This window comes from Streptomyces sp. URMC 123 (genome assembly GCF_051386515.1).
Classification (GTDB): Bacteria; Actinomycetota; Actinomycetes; order Streptomycetales; family Streptomycetaceae; genus Streptomyces.
Genome location: NZ_JBPQTV010000034.1, coordinates 1 through 22,795, shown reverse-complemented (window position 1 = coordinate 22,795; position 22,795 = coordinate 1). Strand labels below are relative to the sequence as shown.

General features: G+C 73.8%; 22 protein-coding genes and 1 tRNA gene. 15 read left to right on the top strand and 8 right to left on the bottom strand.

The features are described 5' to 3' along the window. Positions 1-40 precede the first annotated feature (40 nt). From ACSNOD_RS07330 to ACSNOD_RS07315, 4 genes are all read left to right on the top strand, one after another. The gene (locus ACSNOD_RS07330; RefSeq protein WP_436765948.1) at positions 41-616 is read left to right on the top strand and encodes a TerD family protein; all 576 of its coding nucleotides are present in this window, start codon (positions 41-43) and stop codon (positions 614-616) included. A gap of 101 nt (positions 617-717) precedes the next feature. Further along, complete coding sequence (locus ACSNOD_RS07325; protein ID WP_436765939.1) at positions 718-1,293, top strand: TerD family protein; 576 nt, start codon at positions 718-720, stop codon at positions 1,291-1,293. A 47-nt stretch (positions 1,294-1,340) separates the two neighbouring features. After that, positions 1,341-2,474 carry a DUF475 domain-containing protein gene (locus tag ACSNOD_RS07320; protein ID WP_436765938.1) on the top strand — a complete coding sequence of 378 codons (1,134 nt, stop codon included), beginning with the start codon at positions 1,341-1,343 and terminating at the stop codon, positions 2,472-2,474. A gap of 134 nt (positions 2,475-2,608) precedes the next feature. Further along, positions 2,609-3,343: a TerD family protein gene (locus ACSNOD_RS07315; protein WP_436765937.1), complete on the top strand. Its 735-nt coding sequence runs from the start codon at positions 2,609-2,611 to the stop codon at positions 3,341-3,343. A gap of 25 nt (positions 3,344-3,368) precedes the next feature. On the opposite strand, the gene ACSNOD_RS07310 is transcribed toward ACSNOD_RS07315, so the two are convergent. Beyond that, a complete protein-coding gene (locus tag ACSNOD_RS07310) occupies positions 3,369-4,232 on the bottom strand; it encodes a TerD family protein (RefSeq protein ID WP_436765936.1) in 864 nt (287 codons plus the stop codon). Positions 4,233-4,544: 312 nt separating this feature from the next. On the opposite strand from ACSNOD_RS07310, the gene ACSNOD_RS07305 reads away from it, so the two are divergent. The 4 genes from ACSNOD_RS07305 to ACSNOD_RS07290 are packed head-to-tail and all read left to right on the top strand — an operon-like array spanning position 4,545 to position 9,906. Then, positions 4,545-5,783 (top strand): HpcH/HpaI aldolase/citrate lyase family protein, encoded by a 1,239-nt coding sequence (locus ACSNOD_RS07305; RefSeq protein WP_436765935.1) that lies wholly within the window; start codon positions 4,545-4,547, stop codon positions 5,781-5,783. A gap of 44 nt (positions 5,784-5,827) precedes the next feature. Next, on the top strand, positions 5,828-8,350 hold the full coding sequence (locus tag ACSNOD_RS07300) for a phosphoribosyltransferase (RefSeq protein WP_436765934.1): 2,523 nt from the start codon (positions 5,828-5,830) through the stop codon (positions 8,348-8,350). Then, positions 8,347-9,213 (top strand): HAD family hydrolase, encoded by an 867-nt coding sequence (locus ACSNOD_RS07295; protein ID WP_436765933.1) that lies wholly within the window; start codon positions 8,347-8,349, stop codon positions 9,211-9,213. The genes ACSNOD_RS07300 and ACSNOD_RS07295 overlap by 4 nt, the downstream gene beginning before the upstream one ends. A gap of 15 nt (positions 9,214-9,228) precedes the next feature. Next, positions 9,229-9,906, top strand: a complete 678-nt coding sequence (locus ACSNOD_RS07290; protein ID WP_436765932.1) for an O-methyltransferase — start codon at positions 9,229-9,231, stop codon at positions 9,904-9,906. 73 nt (positions 9,907-9,979) lie between these two features. On the opposite strand, the gene ACSNOD_RS07285 is transcribed toward ACSNOD_RS07290, so the two are convergent. Beyond that, a tRNA-Val gene (locus ACSNOD_RS07285) sits at positions 9,980-10,051 on the bottom strand. A gap of 220 nt (positions 10,052-10,271) precedes the next feature. On the opposite strand from ACSNOD_RS07285, the gene ACSNOD_RS07280 reads away from it, so the two are divergent. The 3 genes from ACSNOD_RS07280 (at position 10,272) to ACSNOD_RS07270 (ending at position 12,870) form a co-directional block, all read left to right on the top strand. Further along, positions 10,272-11,060 (top strand): DUF4097 family beta strand repeat-containing protein, encoded by a 789-nt coding sequence (locus tag ACSNOD_RS07280; RefSeq protein WP_436765931.1) that lies wholly within the window; start codon positions 10,272-10,274, stop codon positions 11,058-11,060. Between the two features lie 254 nt (positions 11,061-11,314). Continuing rightward, entirely contained in the window at positions 11,315-12,700 is a 1,386-nt protein-coding gene (locus ACSNOD_RS07275) for a hypothetical protein (RefSeq protein ID WP_436765947.1), read from the top strand. Continuing rightward, positions 12,649-12,870, top strand: coding sequence for an FmdB family zinc ribbon protein (locus tag ACSNOD_RS07270; RefSeq protein ID WP_436765930.1), 222 nt, complete (start codon positions 12,649-12,651; stop codon positions 12,868-12,870). Before ACSNOD_RS07275 ends, ACSNOD_RS07270 begins: the two co-directional genes overlap by 52 nt. Before the next feature lie 59 nt (positions 12,871-12,929). Here ACSNOD_RS07270 and ACSNOD_RS07265 read toward each other — a convergent pair whose 3' ends face one another. Further along, positions 12,930-13,739 carry an arylamine N-acetyltransferase family protein gene (locus ACSNOD_RS07265; protein WP_436765929.1) on the bottom strand — a complete coding sequence of 270 codons (810 nt, stop codon included), beginning with the start codon at positions 13,737-13,739 and terminating at the stop codon, positions 12,930-12,932. 334 nt (positions 13,740-14,073) lie between these two features. Between ACSNOD_RS07265 and ACSNOD_RS07260 the strand changes: the two genes are divergently transcribed. Continuing rightward, the gene (locus tag ACSNOD_RS07260) at positions 14,074-14,445 is read left to right on the top strand and encodes a hypothetical protein (RefSeq protein WP_436765928.1); all 372 of its coding nucleotides are present in this window, start codon (positions 14,074-14,076) and stop codon (positions 14,443-14,445) included. Between the two features lie 100 nt (positions 14,446-14,545). Here ACSNOD_RS07260 and ACSNOD_RS07255 read toward each other — a convergent pair whose 3' ends face one another. Next, positions 14,546-15,043 (bottom strand): hypothetical protein, encoded by a 498-nt coding sequence (locus ACSNOD_RS07255; RefSeq protein ID WP_436765927.1) that lies wholly within the window; start codon positions 15,041-15,043, stop codon positions 14,546-14,548. Positions 15,044-15,377: 334 nt separating this feature from the next. Next, complete coding sequence (locus ACSNOD_RS07250; RefSeq protein ID WP_436765926.1) at positions 15,378-16,043, bottom strand: DedA family protein; 666 nt, start codon at positions 16,041-16,043, stop codon at positions 15,378-15,380. A 218-nt stretch (positions 16,044-16,261) separates the two neighbouring features. Between ACSNOD_RS07250 and ACSNOD_RS07245 the strand changes: the two genes are divergently transcribed. After that, complete coding sequence (locus tag ACSNOD_RS07245; protein WP_436765925.1) at positions 16,262-17,212, top strand: hypothetical protein; 951 nt, start codon at positions 16,262-16,264, stop codon at positions 17,210-17,212. 58 nt (positions 17,213-17,270) lie between these two features. Here ACSNOD_RS07245 and ACSNOD_RS07240 read toward each other — a convergent pair whose 3' ends face one another. From ACSNOD_RS07240 to ACSNOD_RS07230, 3 genes are all read right to left on the bottom strand, one after another. Continuing rightward, positions 17,271-17,765 carry a DoxX family protein gene (locus ACSNOD_RS07240; RefSeq protein WP_436765924.1) on the bottom strand — a complete coding sequence of 165 codons (495 nt, stop codon included), beginning with the start codon at positions 17,763-17,765 and terminating at the stop codon, positions 17,271-17,273. 126 nt (positions 17,766-17,891) lie between these two features. After that, positions 17,892-19,691 carry an alkaline phosphatase D family protein gene (locus ACSNOD_RS07235; protein WP_436765923.1) on the bottom strand — a complete coding sequence of 600 codons (1,800 nt, stop codon included), beginning with the start codon at positions 19,689-19,691 and terminating at the stop codon, positions 17,892-17,894. Positions 19,692-19,861: 170 nt separating this feature from the next. Beyond that, on the bottom strand, positions 19,862-20,533 hold the full coding sequence (locus ACSNOD_RS07230) for an HNH endonuclease family protein (RefSeq protein ID WP_436765922.1): 672 nt from the start codon (positions 20,531-20,533) through the stop codon (positions 19,862-19,864). 271 nt (positions 20,534-20,804) lie between these two features. Here ACSNOD_RS07230 and ACSNOD_RS07225 point away from each other — a divergent pair, with 271 nt between their 5' ends. Together ACSNOD_RS07225 and ACSNOD_RS07220 are read left to right on the top strand one after the other, a co-directional pair. Beyond that, positions 20,805-21,584 carry an ABC transporter permease gene (locus ACSNOD_RS07225; RefSeq protein ID WP_436765946.1) on the top strand — a complete coding sequence of 260 codons (780 nt, stop codon included), beginning with the start codon at positions 20,805-20,807 and terminating at the stop codon, positions 21,582-21,584. Positions 21,585-21,884: 300 nt separating this feature from the next. Then, a complete protein-coding gene (locus ACSNOD_RS07220; RefSeq protein WP_436765921.1) occupies positions 21,885-22,466 on the top strand; it encodes a TMEM165/GDT1 family protein in 582 nt (193 codons plus the stop codon). Positions 22,467-22,795 lie beyond the last annotated feature (329 nt).

Genomic DNA, 22,795 nt, shown 5'->3' with positions numbered 1-22,795 from the left:
AGGTCCACGCTTACGTCCCTTCGAACCAATGGGAGGACTCGTGGGAGTCAGCCTCAGCAAGGGCGGCAACGTCTCGCTGACCAAGGCAGCCCCCAACCTGACCGCGGTCATCGTCGGTCTCGGCTGGGACGCCCGCACCACCACCGGCACCGACTTCGACCTCGACGCCAGCGCGCTGCTGCTGAACGCGGAGGGCAAGGTCGGCAACGACCAGAACTTCGTGTTCTTCAACAACCTCAAGAGCCCCGACGGCTCGGTGGAGCACACCGGCGACAACATCACCGGTGAGGGCGAGGGCGACGACGAGCAGATCAAGGTCAACCTCGCCGCCGTCCCCGCCGACGTCGACAAGATCGTCTTCCCGGTCTCGATCTACGACGCCGAGACCCGCCAGCAGAGCTTCGGCCAGGTGCGCAACGCCTTCATCCGCGTGGTGAACCAGGCCGACAACAACGAGCTGGCCCGCTACGACCTGTCGGAGGACGCCTCCACCGAGACCGCCATGGTCTTCGGCGAGCTGTACCGCCACGGCGCCGAGTGGAAGTTCCGCGCCATCGGCCAGGGGTACGCCTCGGGCCTGCGCGGCATCGCCCAGGACTTCGGCGTCAACGTCTGACGGAGCCACCGTTCGACGGCCTCACCGTCCGGCGCCGCACGCCTCGAGTGCGGCGCCGGACGCGCCTGTGCAGCACATCGACCCGGGGAGGATGCAGGAACATGGGCGTCACACTCGCCAAGGGGGGCAACGTCTCCCTCTCCAAGGCCGCTCCGAACCTCACTCAGGTGATGGTCGGGCTCGGCTGGGACGCGCGCTCGACCACCGGCGCGCCCTTCGACCTCGACGCCAGCGCGCTGCTCTGCTCCGGCGGACGCGTGCTCGGCGACGACTACTTCGTCTTCTACAACAACCTCCGCAGCCCGGACGGGTCCGTGGAGCACACCGGCGACAACCTCACCGGTGAGGGTGAAGGCGACGACGAGTCGATCCTCGTCGACCTCTCCGCCGTCCCCGAGCAGGTCGACAAGATCGTCTTTCCGGTGTCCATTCATGACGCCGACAGCCGCGGCCAGAACTTCGGCCAGGTCACCAACGCGTTCATTCGCGTGGTCAACCGGGCAGACGGAGTGGAGCTGGCCCGTTACGACCTCTCCGAGGACGCGGCCGGCGAAACCGCGATGATCTTCGGCGAGGTCTATCGGTACGGAGGCGAGTGGAAGTTCCGGGCGGTCGGCCAGGGCTATGCCTCCGGTCTGCGGGGCATCGCTCTAGACTTCGGGGTCAACGTTTCGTAAAGCCGCGCACTGTCGCGCGGGGGACCCCACTCACGATTGGGTAGCCAGTGCTTCTGAGAACCTTCGGCTGGTCCTTCGGCGTCACCGCCCTGGGTCTGGTCGCAGCGGTGTTCTACGGGGGGTGGACCGCGTTCGGGATCGTGGCGATCCTGTCCATCCTCGAGATCTCGCTGTCCTTCGACAACGCCGTGGTCAACGCCGGAATCCTGAAGAAGATGAATGCCTTCTGGCAGAAGATCTTCCTCACCATCGGCGTGCTGATCGCGGTCTTCGGCATGCGGCTGATCTTCCCGGTCGTGATCGTCGCCGTCAGCGCCAAGATCGGCCCCATCGAGGCGGTCGATCTCGCGCTGAGCGACAAGGACAGGTACCAGGAGCTCGTCACCGACGCCCACCCGGCCATCGCCGCGTTCGGCGGGATGTTCCTCCTGATGATCTTCCTCGACTTCATCTTCGAGGACCGTGACATCAAGTGGCTCGGCTGGCTGGAGCGGCCGCTCGCCAAGCTCGGTAAGATCGACATGCTCTCGGTCTGCCTCGCGCTGATCGTGCTGCTGATCACCGCGGTCACCTTCGCCACCCAGGCCCACCAGCACGGCGGCGGCCACGTCGACAAGTCGGCCACGGTCCTGCTCTCCGGCGTCGCCGGCCTGATCACCTATCTGGTCGTCGGCGGTCTCTCCAGCTACTTCGAGGACAAGCTCGAAGAGGAGGAGGAACGCGAGCACGAGGCCGAGGAGGCGGCCAAGCGGTCCGGCAAGAAGCCCACCGCCCTCGCCATCGGCGGCAAGGCCGCGTTCTTCATGTTCCTCTACCTGGAGGTGCTGGACGCGTCCTTCTCCTTCGACGGCGTGATCGGTGCCTTCGCCATCACCAACGACATCGTGCTGATGGCGCTGGGCCTGGGCGTCGGCGCCATGTACGTGCGGTCCCTCACCGTCTACCTGGTCCGCCAGGGCACCCTCGACGACTACGTCTACCTGGAGCACGGCGCGCACTACGCCATCGGCGCGCTCGCCGTGATCCTGCTGATCACCATCCAGCACGAGATCAACGAGGTGATCACGGGCCTCATCGGCGTGGTCCTCATCGCCGCCTCCTTCTGGTCCTCGGTGCGCCGCAACCGCGCACTGGCGGCCGCCGGCGCGGACAAGGGCTCCGAGAGTCCCGGCGATGCCTGACGAAGGTCACGCCCCGGGCGTGTGACGGCGGCGGGTTTGCGGAACGCTTCCCAGCGGGGCGGCCGGACGGCGAAGAGCCTTCCGGCCGCCCCGTCGCTGTATACGGGCGGGGACGGGACAGATGGGGGTGCGCGGTGTCGATCTGGGACAGCCTGCGGCGCGGCGGGCGCATGGAGTTCGACAGCGGCAACGCCGCGTCGAACGCCATCGAACTGACCAAGCGGCATCCGACGGTGTCGCTCACCCGGCAGGGGGCCGCCACCGGCAATCTGCGGGTCAATCTCTCCTGGCGGATGCGCAGCTCCGACCTCGGCGGCCGGGCCTCCGGCGGCAGCCTGCTCCGCCATCCGCTCAAGATGTTCAAACCGGACATGGTCCAGGCCCAGGGGCCCGCCGTGGTCAAGATCGACCTGGATCTGGCGTGCCTCTACGAGCTCAAGGACGGCACCAAGGGCGTCGTCCAGCCGCTCGGGAACTTCCTCGGCGACATCAACGCGCCGCCGTACGTCAAGCTCAGCGGGGACGACCGGTTCGGCGCGCCCTCCGGCGAGACGATCTACATCAACCTCGACCACCGCGACGAGATCGCGCGCCTGCTGGTGTTCGTCTACATCTACGACGGCACGCCCGCGTTCGACCGTACGCAGGCGATCGTCACGCTCTACCCCAGCAACGGCCCGCGGGTCGAGATCAACCTGGACGAGCGGGCGCCGCAGGCGCGCTCGTGCGCGGTGGTGCTGATCGAGAACCACAGGGACGAGATCGTCGTCCGGCGCGAGGTGCGGTACGTGTACGGCTTCCAGGCGGAGCTGGACCGGCTCTACGGCTGGGGCCTCCAGTGGGGCCCCGGCTCGAAGTCGAAGGTCTGAGGCCGGTCCTTCAGGGGCGAACGCTTCAGCGCCGCTGGAACTGCGGGCCCTGCGGCGGCAGCACCACGCTCGCCTCCGCCTGCGGCGGCACGCCCGGCCCGGCCGCCGGCGGGTAGCCGTACGCCGGCGGCTGCGCGGGCGGCTGCGGATATCCGTAGGCGGGCGCGGGTACGGGCTCGGGCGCCGGTACGGGTGCGGGCGCGGCTACGGGCTCGGGTGCGGGCGCGACCTCGGCCACCGGCTCCGGCCCCGCCGCCGGTTCCGGCTCGGCCACCGGCTCGGGCCCGCTCTCCGCCGTCGGCCCGGCTCCCGCGTCGCCGTCCTCCGCCTCGCCGTCCTCCACCTGGATGCCGAACTCCGTCGCGAGCCCCACGAGGCCGTCCGCGTACCCCTGGCCGACCGCGCGGAACTTCCAGCGGCCACCGGCCCGGTACAGCTCGCCGCAGATCATGGCGGTTTCCTCGCCGGTCTCCGGGAGCACGTCGAATACGGCGATCGGCTCGCCCTCGGCCGTATCGCCCGCGACCGCCGACACGTCGTACAGCAGCACCCGCAGATCCGGCACCTGCCCGAACGCGCCGCCGTCCGCGGACGCGGCGATCACCACCCGGTGGACGGACGCCTCCAGCCCGGACAGGTCCGCCTGGACCGCGTGCGTCAGCCCCTCCGCCACCCGCCGCTTCCGCAGGTGCCGGACCAGCCCGGAGGGGTGGCGCGGCTGGTTGAAGAAGACGAAGTCCTCGTCCGAGCGCACGCGGCCGTCCGCCCCCAGCAGCAGCGCCGAGGCGTCGACGTCCGGCACGCCGGAGCCGGGGGACCAGCGCAGCACGGCCCGTACGGCCGTGGCCTCCAGCGGGATGTTGGACCCCTTGAGCATCGCGTGCGTCATGGCCGCAATCCTGCCGTCCCGTCCCCGGCGGGGACAACGCGGGTCCCGCCCGCGGCGGTGGCACGCCCCCGGTGCGCACGCCGCCGGGCCGGCCGCCGCCGGCCGCCGGCCCACCGCCCGGGGGCCGGTGCGGGCCGCCCGCCCCCGCCCGCGCCGGGCGATCGAATGGGATGATCGGGACATGGACCGGACCCGTGCGGGTTACCTGTTTTTCATGCGCTTGAGGAACTCTTGACTGTCACCCGCACGTACCATTACCGGCCAGATCCAGTCACGGCAATGCCTCGCAATGCCCGTATCACCGGGAGACCTATGCGTCATTTCGGGCATCTTCCGCCCGAGGTCCGGCAGGGCCTGTTCCATCGGGAACCCGTCGAATTCACCCCGGACTCTCCGGCCCGAATACTCTCCGTCGCCCTGGGGGCCACCCTCTACAGCCCCGCGACCCGGCCCCGGCTCGCCGACGACGTGCGCAAGCAGGCGGCCCGCGGCGTGGTCTCGATGGTGCTGTGCCTGGAGGACTCCATCGACGACGCGGAGGTCGCCGGCGCCGAGGAGAACCTGCTGCGCCACCTCGCGGAGCTGGCCGGCCCGGACCCGTCCGGCCCGTCCGACCCCCACGGCCCGTCCGACCCGTCGGCCCCGTCCGGCGCCCCCGGTGGGGGCGGGCGCGACGGCCTCCCCCTCCTCTTCGTCCGCGTCCGCCGCCCCGAGCAGATCACCGACCTGGTGCGGCGGCTCGGCCCCGCCGTCGCCGCGCTCTCCGGATTCGTGCTGCCGAAGTTCACCGAGGAGCGCGGCGTCCCCTTCCTGGAGGCGCTCGCCGCCGCCGAGGCCGCCTCCGGCCGCCGGCTGTTCGCCATGCCCGTCCTGGAGTCGCCCGAACTGCTGCACCTGGAGAGCCGGGGCGAGGCCCTCGCCGGCATCCGGCGCACGGTCGACAAGTACCGGGACCGGGTGCTGGCCCTGCGGCTCGGCGTCACCGACTTCTGCTCCGCCTACGGCCTGCGCCGCCCGCCCGACATGACCGCGTACGACGTCAAGCTCGTCGCCTCCGTCATCGCCGACGTGGTCAATGTGCTGGGCCGGGCCGACGGCACCGGCTACACCGTGACCGGGCCGGTCTGGGAGTACTTCCGACTGCAGGAACGTATGTTCAAGCCCCAGCTGCGCCGCAGCCCCTTCACCGGGCGGGCCGAGGAGCTGCGGAACGCGCTCATCGCGCACGACATGGACGGTTTGCTGCGGGAGATCGAACTCGACCGCGCCAACGGGCTGACCGGCAAGACCTGCATCCACCCCTCGCACGTCACCCCCGTGCACGCGCTCTCCGTCGTCAGCCACGAGGAGTACAGCGACGCCGCCGACATCCTGAGCCCCGAGCGCTGCGGGGGCGGGGTGCTCCGCTCGGCGTACACGAACAAGATGAACGAGGTGAAGCCGCACCGCGCCTGGGCCGAGCGCACCCTGCTGCGCGCCGAGGCGTTCGGGGTGGCGCGCGAGGACGTGACGTTCGTGGAACTGCTCGCGGCGGGCGCCGGGCTGACATGACGGGCGGAGAGACTTTTTCTTCCGGGACGAGGGACGGACAGGGCATGGTGTGGTCGGGACAGTGGGTGGCCGAGCGGCTCGGGGTCGGGCTGGAGGGCGACCCGGAGCTCCGCTCGCTCCTCGGGCTCGCCCTGCGGCGCAACCCCAAGCGGGCCCATCTGCTGGTGTCGAACGTGCTCGGCAAGCACGTACCGCAGCGGCCGGAGGCCGTGTACGGCGCCGGGCTGGAGCTGGGGCGCCGGGTGCGCGCGCTGCTGGGCGACGCGGCGGCGGCCCGGGCGGTCGTCCTCGGCTACGCGGAGACGGCGACCGGCCTCGGGCACTGTGTCGCGGACGGGCTGGGGCTCGCCCCGTATCTGCACTCCACACGGCGGCACGTCCCCGGCGTCGAACCCGTCGGCGGCTTCGAGGAGGAGCACAGCCACGCCACCTCGCACCTGCTGCTGCCGGCGGACCCGGCGCTGCTGGCCGGTGACGGGCCGCTCGTCCTCGTCGACGACGAGTTCTCCACGGGCAGGACGGTGCTCAATACGATCGAGGCGCTGCACGACCGCCATCCGCGCGATCGCTATGTGATCGTCGCGCTCGTCGACATGCGGGCCGAGTGCCACCGGCGGGAGCTCGAGGACTTCGCGGCGAGGCTGGGCGCGCGGGTGGAGGTCATCGCCCTGGCGACGGGCACGGTGCGGCTGCCCGAGGGCGTGCTGGAGCGCGGGCAGGAGCTGGTGGCCGCGCACGAGACGGGACCGGTCACTCCTGACGTCTCGGCCCCCGCCGTGGCGGGGCGTGTCACCCGGGTCGACCTGGGCTGGCCGGACGGGCTGCCGGACGGCGGCCGGCACGGGTTCACCCCCGCGCACCGGCGGGCGCTGGAGGCCGCGCTGCCCGGGATGGCCCGGCGCGTCGCCGAGGCGCTCCGCGACGGTGGCCCGACCGCTCAGGGGGACTCGGCCGCTCGGGGGGACTCGGCGGCGCAGGGGAGCCCGGGGGGTCTGCCCGCCGGGGCGCGCGTCCTCGTGCTCGGGTGCGAGGAACTGATGTACGCGCCCCTGCGGTTGGCCCGGGCGCTCGACGCCGAGCTGGCCGCCGCGCCGGCGCCCGCCGGCGAGGCCCCCCTCGCCCCGCCCACCGTCCTGTACTCGACGACCACACGGTCGCCCGTGCTCGCCGTCGACGACCTCGGCTACGCCATCCGCACCCGCCTGGTGTTCCCCGCCCACGACGACCCGCACGACGGCCCTGGCCCCCGCTACGCGTACAACGTCGCCGGCGGCGCCTTCGACGCCGTCGTCGCGGTCGTCGACTCCACCGCCGACACCCCCGCGCTGCACGCCCCCGACGGGCTGCTCGCCCGGCTCGCCGCGCACACCGGCCGCGTCCTGCTCGCCGTCGTGCCCTCCCACGCCCCCGACCCCCAGGTGACGCCCATGCCCGAGCCGCTGCGCGGACCCGCCTTCTCCTCCTACGCCCCCGAGGAGGTCGGCTGGCTGCTCCAGGACCTCTCGGACGTGGATCTTGAGGCGCCGACGGAGGAGCGGGAGGAGGCGATCCAGAGCGGCGGCGCCCACTACGCGGAGTCGCTGCCGATCGAGTACCAGCCCAGCAAGGAGTACCAGAAGCTGTTCCGGTCGGCGCTCGACGCCTCCGCGCCGAGGATCGCCCGCGCCGTCGGCACCGTGACGGAGACGGTGCTCGCCGAGCGCGGCCCGGGCACCGTACTGGTGTCGCTCGCGCGGGCCGGCACGCCCGTGGGCGTCCTCATGCGCCGCTGGGCGCGGCACGCCCACGGCCTCGAACTGCCGCACTACGCCGTCTCCATCGTCCGGGGCCGCGGCATCGACGCCACCGCGCTGCGCTGGCTGGCCGACCGCCACGACCCGGCGGACGTGGTGTTCGTGGACGGCTGGACCGGCAAGGGCGCGATCGCCCGCGAACTCGCGCGGGCGCTGGAGCCGTTCCCCGGCTTCGTACCGGAGATCGCGGTGCTCGCCGACCCGGGCGGCTGTGTGCGCACCTACGGCACCCGCGAGGACTTCCTCATCCCCTCGGCGTGCCTCAACTCCACCGTCTCCGGGCTGATATCGCGGACCGTGCTCCGCTCGGACCTGGTCGGGCCGGGGGACTTCCACGGCGCGAAGTTCTACCGCGAGCTCGCCGGATCGGACGTCTCCAACCTCTTCCTGGACCGCGTCGCCGCGCACTTCGCCGGGGCACGCGAGGAGGCGGAGCGAGCCGCGGAGCGGCTGCTGGCGTCGGACCGGACGCCGACCTGGGAGGGCTGGGCGGCCGTGGAGCGCATCAGCGCCGCGTACGGGATCGACGACGTGAACCTGGTGAAGCCGGGCGTGGGGGAGACGACGCGGGTGCTGCTGCGGCGGGTGCCGTGGAAGATCCTCGCCCGGCGCGGCGCGGGCGCGGACCTGGACCATGTGCGGCTGCTCGCCGAGCAGCGGGGGGTGCCGGTGGAGGAGGCCGACGGGCTGCCGTACACCTGCGTGGGGCTGATCCACCCGCGCTTCACGCGCGGGGCGACCGGCGCGGACGGCACGGCGGTGATGGCCCGATGAGCGGGGCCGGCGAACGCGTGCCCGGGGCCGCCGAACGCGTAGCCGGGGTCGACGGCCCCGTTCTGGTCGCCACCGATCTGGACCGGACGCTCATCTACTCCGCCGCCGCCCTCGGCCTGACCATGCCCGACGCCCGCTCCCCCCGCCTGCTGTGCGTCGAGACGTACGAGCACAAGCCGCTGTCGTTCATGACGGAGACGGCCGCGGGGCTGTTCGCCGAGCTGGCGGGCGCGGCCGAGCTCGTACCGACGACCACGCGCACCCGCGAGCAGTACGCCCGCGTCCGGCTGCCCGGCCCGCCGGCCCGGTACGCGATCTGCGCCAACGGCGGGCACCTCCTGGTCGACGGGGAGAGCGACCCCGACTGGCACGCCTCGGTGCGCCGGGCCCTGGACGACGGCTGCGCGCCCTTGGCGGAGGTGCGGGAGCGGCTGCTGCGGACGGCCGACCCGGCGTGGCTGCTCAAGGAGCGGGTGGCGGAGGACCTGTTCTGCTACCTGGTCGTGGAGCGGGCCCTGATGCCCGAGACCTGGGTGAAGGAACTGGCCGACTGGGCGGGGCCGCGCGGCTGGACGGTCTCCCTCCAGGGCCGCAAGGTGTACGCCGTCCCCGGCCCGCTCACCAAGAGCGCGGCGCTGGCGGAGGTCGCCCGCCGCACGGGCGCCCGGCGGGTGCTGGCGGCCGGGGACTCGCTGCTGGACGCGGACCTGCTGCTGGCCGCCGACCGCGGCTGGCGGCCGGGCCACGGGGAACTCGCCGACACGGGGTGGACGGCGCCGGGGGTGACCGCGCTGCCCGAGCGCGGGGTGGTCGCGGGCGAGATGATCGTCCGCGCGTTCCTCCGCGCGGCCGGGGCCCGCTGAGCCAGGATGGTGGCCATGGCATCCACTCCGGTCACACGGTCCAAGACGCCGACGATCACCCCCGAGCTGTACGCGTACGTGCTGGCGCACAACCCGCCGCTCGACGCCGTGCAGCGGGAGGTCGTCGAGACCACCCATGCGCGGCTGCCCGACGACGCGGTCAAGCAGGTGGCCCAGGAACAGGGCCCGCTGCTGGCCTTCCTGGCGCGGCTCGTCGGCGCCCGCCGCATCGTGGAGGTCGGCACCTTCACCGGGTTCTCCGCGCTCTCCATGGCCCAGGCGCTCCCCGCCGACGGCACGCTCCTGACCTGCGACATCTCCGAGGAGTGGACGGCGTACGCCCGGGAGGCGTGGGCCAAGGCGGGCGTCGCCGACCGGATCGAGCTGGTGCTCGCCCCGGCGGTGGAGACCCTGCGGTCGCTGCCGGCCGAGCCCCATGTCGACCTGGCCTTCGTCGACGCGGACAAGGAGAGCTACATCGCCTACTGGGAGGAACTCGTCCCCAGGATGCGCCCCGGCGGCCTGATCGCCGTGGACAACGTGCTGCTCGGCGGCCGCGTGGCCGACCCCGCGGCGACCGGCGCGGCCGCCGCGATCAGACGGTTCAACGAGCACGTGCTGGCGGACGAGCGCATGGAATCCGTGCTGCTGACGGTCGCGGACGGCCTGACCCTGGCCCGCCGCCGCGCCTGACCGCGGGTATCGGAACCCACCGGAACACGACGAAGACCCCCGGCCCGCCTGGGCCGGGGGTCTTCGTACGGGGTGGGCACAGACGGATTCGAACCGCCGACATCTGCTTTGTAAGAGCAGCGCTCTACCGCTGAGCTATGCGCCCGTGAACGAACCGACAGCCTACCTTGCCGCGCCGGGAGCGCCGCAATCGCGCGCGAGGCGCGGTGAGGGGGTGGGGGTGTCCCCACCCTCCTCGTGGGGGGCGGCCGCATAGTGGCCGGACCGCGGCTCCGCCTAGGGTCGGAGCCGCGCCGGAAACACCCGGCGCGGCCTGGTACGACACCGGCAACCGACCGGTACGACACCCGCATACGGAGATCACCGTGGTTCTGCGCGCCCCCGCCCCCCGACGCCCTCGCTCCCGGGCCGCCGTGCTCGCGACGCTGGGGACGGTGGCCGCCGCCGCCCTGCTCACCGGCTGCGGCGGCGCCAGCGCGGACGACGCCGCCGCCGAGCAGCGCTCCTTCCCGCTCGGCGGCAAGCAGCGGCTGACCATCGAGGCGGACAACTCCCGCCTCGTGCTGCAGCCCGCGGACGTCAAGGACGTCGAGGTCACCCGCCGGGTCGACGGCTGGGCCGTTTTCGGCAGCGGCCCCGAGCCCCGGTGGACGATGACCGACGGCACGCTGAAGCTGGAGCTGGAGTGCAGCGGCCTGATCACCGATTGCGAGGCGGAGCACGTGGTGAAGGTGCCGCGCGGGGTGGCCCTGTCCGTGCGGGACGGGAACGGCGATGTGACGGCCGACGGCTTCGACACCGCCCTCGAAGTGGACACCTCCAACGGCGGGGTGACGGTGCGGAACGTCACCGGCCCGCTCCGGCTCTCCACCGAGAACGGCGAGATCAAGGGCACCGGCCTCGGCTCGCGCCAGGTCACAGCGGTGACCAGCAACGGCGGCCAGCGGCTCGCCTTCACCACGGCGCCCGACCGGCTGGAGGCCACCAGCGACAACGGCGACGTCGACGTCGAGCTGCCCCGCGCCACGTACAAGGTGCGGGCCGAGGCCGACAACGGCGAGGCGCGGGTCGACGTACCGCGGGACGACACCTCCGCCCACACCGTCACCGCCCGCACCTCCAACGGCGGGATCACCCTGCGTACCGCGAACTGATCGGCCCGTGAGTTCGTCCTCACCTGGTGGGAGAATGGCACCGGGTCAGGGTGAGCACAGCACGGGAGAGGGATGTGACGGCGACAACCGCGCAGCCGTACACGCAGCGAGCACGCCGTCACCGCCGTCGCCGCCATGACCCGGGGCGCGACCGCTCGCGCCCGCACCCGGCCGCGCGCCCCGGTGCCACGGGCGAGGGCGCCGACGGCCCCGGCCCCGCCCGTCGCTCCGGCCGTGACACCGCCCGGGGCGCCGTGCGCGACGCCCTGACGCTGCTGCTGCTCCCCCTGCCGCTGCTCGCCGTCACCTGCGCCTCCTTCGCCGGTGGCGGCACCCGCCGCTGGTTCGGCCGCGGGGAGTCGCAGCGCGCGGACGCGCAGGCCGCCAAGGACGCCGCCGCCGCGGCCTTCTACGAACTCGACACCGCCCAGCGCGAGGTGCGGATCTCCATCGAGACGATCACGGCCGTGGACGACTCGCCCGCCGCCCGCCGCGCCGCCACCGACTTCCACGCCCTGGAGCGGCGGATCGACGAGGTCAGCCACGTCTACATCACCGCCGTCGACGCCCACGACCTCGACCGCGACGACCTGGAGGCCGGCGCGGCCGCCCGCGCCCGCGCCGAGCTGACCCGCGCCAAGGCCGAGCTGGAGCGGGTCAAGGGCGAACTCGACCGCTTCGCCCGGACCCTGGACCCGCTCCTCGCACACGCCGAGGACCGGCTCGCCCGGGTCGCGCCCTCCGTCGAGCGGGCCCGGGCCGCTCTGCTCGCGGCCAGCAACGCGCTCGACGCGGCACGGGCCGGCGGGCTGCGCGCCGACGACCTCGCGGCCCGGCTCGCCGCGCTCTCCCCGGAGCTCACCAAGCTCAACCAGGGCGCCGGCCGGCACGGCGTCCAGGGCACCATCCACCGCGCCGACCAGGTGCTGCGCGCCGCCGAGGCGGTGCGGGCGGAGGCCGAGCGGCTGCCGGAGCGGGTGGCCGAGCTCGACCGCCGGCTGGTGTCGCTGCGCACCCGGGCCCAGGCGCTGGCGACCCGCACCGCCGGCGTCGAGCCGATCCTCAGCGAGCTGCGCCGCCGCTACACCCTCGCCTGCTGGCACGACCTGCAGCCCGTGCCCGAGCAGGCGGCCCGCTCCATCGCGCAGGCCGAGGAGAAGCTCGCCGAGGCGCGGCGGGCCCGCGAGGAGCAGCGGTGGCCGGACGCGACGGCGCTGCTCGGCACCGTACGGGCGCTGCTGGACGGCACGGACGAGGCGGTGTCGGCCGCGGGCGACCGGCTGCGGCGGCTCGACGAGGTGGCGCGCGACCCGTCGCAGGAGATCGAGCGCACCCGGTTCGCCATCCGGGACGCGCAGCGCCTCGCGATGGCCGGCCGCAGCACGCCCGACCCCCGGCACGCGCGGCCGCTGGACGCGTCCGTGGCGCGCCTGGACCGCGCGGTCGCCGCCCTGGAGGGCCGGCACCCCGACTACTGGCACTTCCTGACCGAGACGGAGGCGGTCCGGGGCGCCGTCGCCTCGGTGGTGGGCGCGATCCGCGAGGAGCGCAGCCGCGGCGGCCGGTCCGGGGCGGTTACGCTGTCGCCATGCCTCGTTACGAGTACCGCTGCCGGCCCTGTGGCACCACGTTCGAACTGAGCCGTCCCATGGCCGAGTCCGACGCACCGGCCCGCTGCCCCGCCGGCCACGAGGACACGGTCAAGCTCCTCTCCACGGTCGCGGTGGGCGGCAGCGCCTCCCCCTCCGCGGCCGCCGCGGGGCCCTCCGCCGGAGGCGGGGGCTGCTGCGGGGGCGGCTGCTGCGGCTGACCCGCCCGGCTCCGGTGGGGCCGCGGCGCGGCCCCACCTCCTCGGAGCGTCCGCCCGCCTCAGTCGAGGTACATCTCCACCGGCGGTCCCGCGTACCGGCGGGAGCGCGAGGGCGGATGGGGCAGGTCGAAGCCGAAGTGCTCGCGGTAGGCGGCCAGCACCGCCGCGTCGTCGCGGAGCCGCTCGGACGTGCGGACGCCGTCCTCGGTCACGGTGAGACGGTCCTCCTTGAGGACGACGCGGCCCCGGGGTGTGCTCAGCACGGTGAAGACATACTGGTGAACCGGCGATTCCGGGCACATCCGGTACCACCACAGCATCGGGGCGAAGTGTTCGGCGCGCACCTCCACGGTGTCGATCCGGTACTGAAGCCGGCCGTTCAGCAGCAGGTCCGTGCCCGAGCCGGCGGCGGACGGGACCAGTCGGTACGTGCCATGCGGATCGGTCTGGGGCTCCTCCGTGTCCAGGGCGAGCGGATGGCGGCTGGGGTGGCCGAAGCCCACGTCGACCAGCCAGGGGCGGTCCTCGGCCGTCACCCGGAGGGCCATGTGCCCCAGCGGCGGGCCGACCGTCGTGTCGTTGTACGTCCGGCAGGCCGCGATCTCCACCCCGTACCCGAGGTGCTCCAGCAGCCAGGAGAGGGCCAGGTTGAGCTCGTAGCACGCCCCGCCGCGCCGCCGGTCGACTATTTTCTCCAGGATCTTCTCGTCGAGGTGAATGGGGTCACCCGTGTGAAAGTCGATGTTCTCGAAAGGAACCGAGAACAAATGGCGTTCCTGGATGTGTCGCAGGCCCTCGACATCGGGCTTTTCCGGGCGGACCGCACCGATTCTTTCTAGATATTCCGCTGCCGTTGTGGTATCCAGCATCCCCGTCTCCCGTCACCCTGAGCAGTGGTCGAGATTGCTGGTCAGAGTGTGCGGGACGGAAACGCGATCCCTTCCCGTGCGAGTCGCAGTCTGTCAGGTCGGCCGACCGGTGAAATGCAATCAACAAAAGATTCATCCGGCACTTTTCCATGCCTCCCGCTCTGCGTTCCGCGGTAATTCAGGGATGCCGTTCCGGATATCCGGAGGCGGATGCGGAGGGAGTCGCGGATCGCGCCTTCGGGCAGCGGCGGCGCCCCGGGACTGCCACGATGTCCGTATCCCGCCGGGGAGGCGGCCGGCGGGACGGGAGACGGGAACGAGGAAGAGGTGGGCCGTGCGTGAGGGACTTCTGAGACTCGTGGGCGCCGCGACGGCGGTGTACGGCGTGGCCGTCACGGCCCGCCCCGCGCTGCTCGCCCGGCCGTCCGGGCTGGCGGACCCGGCCGGGCGGATCGCCCCGGCGACCGCCGTCTCGCTGCGCCCGCTGGCCTGGCGGGACGCGGCGAGCGGGCTGGCGATGGCGGTCGCGCCCACCGGCGGCCCGCTCCGGATGGCCACGCTGCTCAGGATCGCCGCCGACCTCGGTGACGCGGTGCTGCTGGGGGCGACCCTTCCGGACGCCGCCACCCGGCGGAAGGCGGTGGCCGTCTCCCTGGGCTGGGGCGCGCTCTCGGTGGCCGGCCTGCTGGCCCGGCCCCGCCCGTAGGGGGCCCTGCGCGCGGGACCCGTGACCCGGGACGCCCCTGCCCCGGAGCGGGCGCTCCGGGGCAGGGGCGGGTGGGGCGGGTGGAGCGCGTGACGCCGGGTCAGACGTTGCCGCGGGCGCGACGGCGCATGACCAGCACACCGCCGCCGATGGCCGTGGCGACCAGTGCCGCCCCGGCCGCCGTCTCGGTGGTGCTCATGCCGCCGACGCTGCCGCCGCCACCGGCGTGGGCGCCGTGCTTGGGCAGGACCTTGATGGCCGCGAAGGTGGTCTTGCCGTGGTCGCCGTCGCACTGCAGGCGCACCTTGTGCGGGCCGGCGTGCGCGTGCTTGTGCACATACGCGGTGCCGACCAGCTTCTTGCCGTGCCCGTGGTGGTGCTTGGGCTGGTGGAGCGTGACGTGGCCGAAGGCCGTGGAGGACGCCCGGCCGTAGTGGGCGTGGCAGCCGTGGAGCTCGAGGTGGACCTTGTCGCCCTTGTGGACCGCTCGCGGGGAAGCCGTGCCGTGCAGTGAATGCGAGTCGGTGGCCTGGGCGGCCGGGGCGGTGAAGGCGATGGGTGCCGCGGCCAGGACCGCCGCGGCTGCGATGCGCGACATACGCATGATGGACTCCTCTTTCACGGCGCAGACGCGAAGCTGTCTCCGCGTAATCACATGACTGCGCGTCGTCGTGATTCGGACGCTAGGAGCCGTGGGGGAGGGCGGCGATTCGAGCCGGGCGAATGGGTGGCGGGAGCGCGGCGAACGGGTGGCGGACGCCCCGTCAGCCTGTGTCGGCGTCAGCCCGCGGGAGCGCTTCCGCTAGGCCGCGACCGGAACCCGCGTCGGCCGGACCGCGCGTCAGGAGCCCGCGCCGCCCGCGTACGCGGAGCCGGACCGCCTGTCAGAAGTCCGCACGGGCCCGTACGAGGAGCCCGGACCGGACCGTGGGTCAGGAGCCCGTTTCGGTGGGGGCGGTCGCCGTCACCGGCGCCTCGACCGGCCGCCGCAGCGCGTACGCCGCCGCCGCGCCCGCCGCGAACAGCGCGGCCACCGAGACCGCCGTGCCGAGCCAGGACGCGCCCATCCACTGGCTGCCGAGCCAGCCGAGCCCGACGCTGTACGCGGCCCAGGTCAGGCCGGCCAGCGCGGACCAGGGCAGGAACTCCTTGGCGCGGCGGTGGGTGGCGCCCGCGCCGATGCTGACCACGGACCGCCCGGCGGGCGCGAAGCGGGCGATGACCACCAGCGGGCCGCCGCCCCGCATCAGGGCCGTGCCGAGCTTGGCCTGGGCGGCGGTCAGCCGCCGGGAGCGGGCGATGGCGCGGTCCAGCCGCTCGCCGCCCCGCCAGGCCAGCCGATACGCCACCAGGTCGCCGAGGACGGAGGCGGTCGCCGCGCACAGGGTGAGCGCGAGGAGGTCGGGGACGTCCGCGGGCGGCACCTGCGTGGCGCCGACGGCGTCGGCCGCGGTGCTCGTGCCGGCCGCCGCCGCGGCGGCCGCGATCACCAGCACCCCGCTCGGCAGAACGGGCAGGAACACATCAAGGAGCACCGACAACCCCACGATCACGTAGATCCATGGTGTGGCGGTCAGTGACCCCAGGCTCTCCAGCAACGTCTCTCCCTGTCCGTTCCCCCGCCGCGACGTCGCACGAGCGGCAGGGGCGGCATTACAGCCATACAGCGTACGCGGGGGGTGCGTGAAGAGATCGCGCGGGGGGCGTGTAGGTGTTCGCGCCACTCTCACCCGGATGCCGGGCGTGCACAGTGGCGGCCGCCGGGCACCGTAGTTGCGTCGAGGTGCGGGGGCAGCGAAGCCGAGGAGAGAGTGCGATGGCGGCAGGGCCGATGGCGGGAGCGATGGCGGCGGTGGCCGTGGTGGTGGCGTCCGCACAGGGCGCGACGGCGGTGGACCACGCGACGGCGGCGGGCGGCGTGCGGGCGCCGGACCGCGCGAGCGTGGCGGACCGGGTGAGTGTGGCGGATCACGCGCGGGACGCGTCGGGCGCGGGCCCGGTGGACGCGGCGGCGGAGTGGAGCAAGCGGCGCCCCTCGCTCGCGCTCCCGCCGCGCGACGGGCTGTACGGGCCGGGGCACCAGGGGCTGTTCACCGGCCCTGTCACCGGCCGCGGGCACGGCGAGGTGTTCCGGGGCCGGTTCGTCCCGGTCGCGGACGACGACAGCGCGCCCGCCCTCACCCACGCCCCGGAGCTCGTGCCGGGCGGCGCGGGGATCGAGGTCCTGGAGCGGGCGGACGACGACGGCGTCACGGTCGGGCTGCGGGTGCGCGGCCTGGTGCCCCACCGCACCTACGGGGCGCACGTCCACACCCGGCCCTGCGGCGCGGACCCCGAGGACTCCGGTCCGCACTACCAGGACCGGGTGGACCCGGTGCAGCCCTCCGCCGACCCCGCGTACGCCAATCCGCGCAACGAGGTCTGGCTCGATGTGACCACGGACGCCCACGGCCACGCCGAGGCGGTCTCCCACAACCGGTGGTGGTTCCGCAAGGGCGAGGCGCGCTCGGTCGTGCTGCACGAGCACGCCACCGGCACGGGCCACGGCCGGGCGGGCATGGCCGGGCCCCGGCTCGCCTGCTTCTCCGTGCCGTTCGGCGAGCTGTCGGACGGCGCGCGGGCCTCCGGCGGCACACCGTCGGCCCGGCCGCACCTGCGCCCGTACAAGCCCCACAAGCCGTACGAGCCCGCCCCCTGGCCGGCGCGGCGGGACGAGGCGCCCGGCACGGCGAGGGAGGCCGCCCCCGGGGCGGGGACGGCCTCGTAACGCGGTCGCGCGGGATGGGCTCGGGCCGCGTGCCGGCCCGAGCCGCGCCCGGCGTGGGTCAGGCCGCACTCGGCTCGTGCTCGCGCGCCCCGGTGCCCGCGTGGCCCACGCTCGCGCGCTCGCCGCCGAACACGCGGTCCAGCGCCCACGCGCCCGGGCCGGTGAAGATCAGGAGGAAGAAGGCCCAGCAGAAGATCGCCGACGCCTCGCCGCCGTTCTGCAGCGGCCACAGGCCCTCGCCCTGGTGGACGCTGAAGTACGCGTACGCCATCGAGCCGGAGCTGATCAGCGCGGCGGTGCGGGTGCCGAGGCCCAGCAGGACGAGCGCGCCGCCGACGAGCTGGATGGCGGCGGCGTACCAGCCCGGCCAGGTGCCGGTGGGCACGGTGCCGCCCCCGCCGGCCGCCCCGCCCAGGACGCCGAAGAGCGACGCGGCGCCGTGGCAGGCGAAGAGCAGGCCGATGACGACCCGGAAGAGGGCGAGCGCGTACGGCCGGGCGGCGTCCACGCGAGCGGTGAGCGGACTCGCGGGGGAGGGCGTGGGGGAGGACATGGCGGAGGGACTCCTTCGGCTGGTGGGGACGGAACCGAGAGAGCCAGATTAGGGTCGCCTATTAATACTTGCAAGTTCAACATCTTTGATTTTTTGTCGACACCGGACATGGCGGGCCGCCCGCGCTCAAGGCGCCAGCCGCTCCCGTACGACCGTGGCCAGCCGGGGACTCCGCCCGCCGCCCGCGCCCTCCGCCGGCGGGCGCGCCTGGTGCAGTTCGAGCTCCGCGGCCCGCCCCCGCAGCGTGAGCGTCATCAGCTGATTGCCGAACCACGGACCGCCCGTGCGGCGCCACTCCACCGCCGGCCGCGCCACCCGCCCGTGCCGGGCCAGCGCCCGGCCCAGCCAGCGGCCCGCCCGGCTCCAGCCGAACCGGAAGCCCAGCTTTATGGACGCCGGAACGCTGTTGTGGACCGGCGAGCACGTCAGCTGGAGCACGCGCGCGCCGCCGCCCGCCGGGGCGTGGCCCGGCCGCCGGCGCGGCTCGGCCACGTACGCGTGGTGCACGTCCCCCGAGAGGACGCAGACCGTCGCCGGACCCACCGCCGCGGCTCCGCCACCGACCCCGTCACCGGTCCCGCCCGCTGCCTCCGGGTGCGCCGCCTGAGCGATCAGACCGGTCAGCGCGTCGAAGGACACCGGGAACGCCGCCCAGTGCTCCAGGTCCGCGCGCTGCCGCACGACCTCGGCCAGCCGGGCCCAGCGCGGGCCCCGCCGCCCCTCCGACAGCGCCGCGTTCCACTGCTCGATGTCGTGGATCGCGTTCGGCAGCAGCCACGGCAGCGAACTGCCGATCAGCAGGTGGTCGTACGCCCCCGGGCCGCCGTCCAGCACCTGCGCGCGCAGCCACTCCCACGTGGTGTCGTCGACCATCGCCCGGTGCCCCTCCTCCAGGACGCGCGCGGCCCGGGTGTCGACCATCACCAGCCGCGTCCGGCCGAAGTCCCGGCGGTAGCTCCACCGCGCGCTGGAGGGGTCCTTGTCCGCGAGGGCGGCGAACTCCCGCAGCGCCTCGGTGCCGTCGTCCGAGGCCCGCACGGCGGCGTACAGGGGGTCGGCGGCCAGCTCGGCGGGGGAGAGGTTCCCCAGGTGCTGGTGGACCCAGTACGACATCAGGCCCGACAGGACCCGCTCCTGCCACCACGGGCGGGCCCGCATCGCCGTGAGCCAGGCGGCGCTGGTGTTCCAATCGTCGATCAGATCGTGGTCGTCGAAGATCATGCAACTGGGCACGGTGGACAGCAGCCAGCGCACCGCGGGGTCGAGCCAGGACTCGCGGTACAGCCGGGTGTACTCCTCGTAGTCAGCCACCTGGTCCCCGGGCGGCAGCGACAGATCGCGGCGGCCGGCCAGCCAGCGGCGGGTCGGCTCCGAGACCTCGTCCGCGTACACCTGGTCGCCCAGCAGCACCAGGACGTCCGGGCGCTCGCCGCCGCGGGCGGCGCGGTCCGCGAGGGCGTCCAGGGCGTCCGGGCCGATGGGGTCGTGCGAGCTGTCGGAGGGCGGGGCGGCCCAGCGGCAGGAGCCGAAGGCCACGCGCAGCGGCGCGGGGTCGGTGCGGTCGCCGCCGTCCGGCGCTTCGGTGGCCGCCGCGCGCGGCCCGGCCGGGCGCGCCGGGCCCGGGTCGCCGGCCGCCCGCGGGGTGCGGATCACGCTCTCGGGGAAGCGCGACCCCGGCAGCGGCCACACCTCCTCGCCGTCGAGCAGCACCCGGTACGGGGTCTCGCCGCCCGGCCGCAGCCCGGTGACCTCGATCAGGGCGTAGTGGTGCCCGGCGATCCGCCAGGTGCGCGCCGAGCCGCCGGCGCCGTCCGCGCAGCGGACCTCGGCCTCGCAGGCGCGGTCCGCCTCCACCCATATGGTGGCGCTCCGGCCCGTCTCCCAGTCGATCTGCCGCAGCAGTGGCCCCAGGCGGAGTTCCGCCATCCCGCGCTCCCTCGTCGGTCCTCATGACGTGCGATGACGTGTGCCCCGCGCGTCCCGCGGCCCCCGCCGCCCCGTACGGTACGGAACACCCGTACGGAACGGAACGACGGAGAGCCGCGGTGAGTTTCCGAACGGCGCCGCCACGCGCCGCGGTTGGGAGCGCGCGCGTCTCAGCAGCGGTTCAGGATGCCGTCGAGCGCGCCCTTCTCCGCGGAGTCGACCGACAGCCCGTAGTGGTGCTTGGTCCACACCCACATCCGCGCGTACGTGCAGTGGTAGCCGGCCAGCGGCGGCAGCCACTCGGCCGGGTCCTTGTCGCCCTTTTCCTGGTTGACGTTGTCGGTCACGGCGATGAGCTGGGAGCGCGTCAGGTCGTTGGCGAACTCCTGGCGGCGCGCGGTGGTCCAGGTGTTGGCGCCGGACTTCCACGCCTCGGACAGCGGCACGAGGTGGTCGATGTCCACGTCCGAGGCGGCGTGCCAGGTGGCGCCGTCGAACGGCGAGTACCAGGTCCCCTTGACCGCCGCGCAGGACGCGTCCTGCTCGACGCCGGTGCCGTCCCGCTTGAGCACGACCTCACGGGTGTTGCAGGTGCCGCTCTGGGTGCTCCAGTGCGGGAACTTGCTCCTGCTGTAGCCGTCCGACGAGCCCTCGGCCCGTACGGTCAGTTGGCCCAGGTACGTACGGGCCGTCTCGGCGCTCGGCGGCTCGGGCGGGGCGGCCTGGGCGCTGGGCGCCGTCAGCAGCACGGTGCCGGCCAGGGCGGCGGCGCCGGCTATGACGGAGGACGCGCGACGCGCGTAGAGGGTCTTCCGCGGGCGCGAAAGGGGCGTGGGGGACATCTGAACTCCCTCGTACGGAGGCTGATGACGGCCGCTGAGCCCGGCCATCGTGGCGGCGCCAGGTTTCCGTGGGGTGGGCGCCAGATGACAGCGTGGCGACATGGGCACGTCAGATCAAGGTCTGACGGGGACTGATTGGGCGTCAATTTCCCTGGTGGGGCGGCGACGAGGGGGCCTGCGGCGCCCCGCGCCGTAGGGTGACCGCGTGCATGTCGCCGATCACGGCCGCACTGTCGCCGCCCCCTTCGACCCCTCGCCGGCCGCCCGGCACCTGGCCGCCGACGTCCTGCTGCCGGTCGACACCACGCTCGGGGTGGTGCTCGCCGTCCTCCTCGTGGCCGCCGCCGGGGTCGCCGCGCTCGCCCGCCTGGGCGACGTACGGGGCCGCGGCCACGCCCGAGGGATCGTCCTCGCCGGGCTGCGCGCCGCGCTCCAACTCGCCGCGGTCTCCTACGTCATCGGGTGGGTCGTCCGCGCGGTCCCGCTGCTCCTGTGCTTCGTCGCGCTGATGTACGCCGTCGCCGTACGGACCGCCGGGCGGCGCATCACCCCCAACCGCACCTGGTGGTGGGCCGCGGCCCCCATCGGCGTCTCCGTGGCCCCGGTGGTCGCCGTCCTGCTCCTCACCGGGCTCGTGCCGCTGAAGGGCATCGCGCTGATCCCGGTCACCGGCATTCTGATCGGCGGCGCGCTCACCGCCACGGTGCTCGCCGGCCGCCGGTCGCTCGACGAGCTGCGCACCCGGCACGGGGAGGTCGAGGCGGGCATGGCGCTCGGGCTGCTCGACCGGGACGCGCGGCTGGAGGTGGCCCGCCCCGCCGCCTCCGACGCGCTGCTGCCGGGTCTCGACCAGACCCGCACGGTGGGGCTGGTCACCCTGCCCGGCGCGTACGTGGGCATGCTCCTGGGCGGCGCGTCCCCGGTGATGGCGGGCGCGGTGCAGCTGTTCGTCCTGGTCGCGCTGATGGCGGTGCAGGCGGTGGCCGTCGCGGTGGTGCTGGAGCTGGTGGCGCGGGGGCGGTTGCATCGCGGGGGCGACGGGGCGTCGTGACGTCGCGTTCCATGCCACGGCGGTGTGCGGATCGTCACGGGCGTCCGTGGATCGTCACGGAGTCGGGCGTCCCGTACCCTGGGGGGAGCAGAAGGGGAGTAGCTCTTCGCCGGACCGTCGACATACTGCCCGTCCGTCCACCGTGACGGATGAGCCGGCGCCCGGAGGCGTCCCGCGTTCGCGCGGCGCGCCAGCGAGACCTTCGGCCGCAGTGTTCCGACGCTGCCGTGCCGAAGCGACCCCTGATCCCACGCAGGTCTCTCGGTACGGCATGCCCGACCGATTGAGGAAACCACCGCAGTGATCAGTCTCAGCATCACCGCCGTCGCCTTCGGCGTCGTCTTCCTTGCCGAGCTGCCCGACAAGACGGCCTTGGCGGGGCTCATGCTCGGCGCGCGCTACCGCGCGTCCTATGTGTTCGCCGGCGTCGCCGCGGCCTTCGCCGTCCATGTGGCGCTCGCCATCGCGGCCGGCAGCGTGCTGACGCTGCTGCCGCAGCGCCTGGTCCAGGCGATCGTCGGCGTCCTCTTCCTCGCCGGCGCGGCGATGCTCCTCTTCAAGAAGGACGACGGCGAGGAGGAGATCCGCAAGCCGGCCGACCAGAGCTTCTGGAAGGTCTCCGGGGCGGGCTTCATGCTGATCCTCGTCGCCGAGTTCGGCGACCTCACGCAGATCATGACCGCGAATCTCGCGGCGCGTTACGACGATCCGCTCTCCGTCGGCCTCGGCGCGGTTCTCGCCCTCTGGGCGGTGGCCGGCCTGGGCATCGTCGGCGGACGCACGCTCATGAAGTACGTGCCGCTGCGGTTGATCACGAAGGTGGCGGCGGGCGTGATGCTGGCGCTGGCCGGCTTCAGCCTCTACGAGGCGGTATCCGCGTGAGGCGGTTTGCGCGACGTCCACGCTTGGGTTTTCCGTGATGTGAACGTCGTCGACGTGAGGTGCGCCCTCCGGGCGGGTGTGCGCGACGTTCCCTCCGGGGTGGTTTGCGCGACGTCCCCTCCGGGGTGGTTTGCGCGACGTCCCCGTTGTGGGTTGTCCGTGACGTGACCGTCGTCGACGTGAGCGTCACGGGCTTTGCCCGCGCCTTCGGCGAGACTCCATCTCCCCGCGCCGAAGGCGCGGGGCTTTTTCCCGCTCCTTCGGGGCGAACCCCCTTTCCCCGCCCCTTCGGGGGCGGGTTTTTCCCCGGCCTTCGGCCGGGGAAAAAC

Coding starts and splice junctions, on each gene's coding strand:
- ACSNOD_RS07325 (WP_436765939.1), top strand. CDS start 718: ATGGGCGTCACACTCGCCAAGGGGGGCAACGTCTCCCTCTCCAAGGCC.
- ACSNOD_RS07310 (WP_436765936.1), bottom strand. CDS start 4,232: ATGACGCACGCGATGCTCAAGGGGTCCAACATCCCGCTGGAGGCCACG.
- ACSNOD_RS07305 (WP_436765935.1), top strand. CDS start 4,545: ATGCGTCATTTCGGGCATCTTCCGCCCGAGGTCCGGCAGGGCCTGTTC.
- ACSNOD_RS07300 (WP_436765934.1), top strand. CDS start 5,828: ATGGTGTGGTCGGGACAGTGGGTGGCCGAGCGGCTCGGGGTCGGGCTG.
- ACSNOD_RS07295 (WP_436765933.1), top strand. CDS start 8,347: ATGAGCGGGGCCGGCGAACGCGTGCCCGGGGCCGCCGAACGCGTAGCC.
- ACSNOD_RS07290 (WP_436765932.1), top strand. CDS start 9,229: ATGGCATCCACTCCGGTCACACGGTCCAAGACGCCGACGATCACCCCC.
- ACSNOD_RS07270 (WP_436765930.1), top strand. CDS start 12,649: ATGCCTCGTTACGAGTACCGCTGCCGGCCCTGTGGCACCACGTTCGAA.
- ACSNOD_RS07265 (WP_436765929.1), bottom strand. CDS start 13,739: ATGCTGGATACCACAACGGCAGCGGAATATCTAGAAAGAATCGGTGCG.
- ACSNOD_RS07255 (WP_436765927.1), bottom strand. CDS start 15,043: ATGTCGCGCATCGCAGCCGCGGCGGTCCTGGCCGCGGCACCCATCGCC.
- ACSNOD_RS07245 (WP_436765925.1), top strand. CDS start 16,262: ATGGCGGCAGGGCCGATGGCGGGAGCGATGGCGGCGGTGGCCGTGGTG.
- ACSNOD_RS07240 (WP_436765924.1), bottom strand. CDS start 17,765: ATGTCCTCCCCCACGCCCTCCCCCGCGAGTCCGCTCACCGCTCGCGTG.
- ACSNOD_RS07235 (WP_436765923.1), bottom strand. CDS start 19,691: ATGGCGGAACTCCGCCTGGGGCCACTGCTGCGGCAGATCGACTGGGAG.
- ACSNOD_RS07230 (WP_436765922.1), bottom strand. CDS start 20,533: ATGTCCCCCACGCCCCTTTCGCGCCCGCGGAAGACCCTCTACGCGCGT.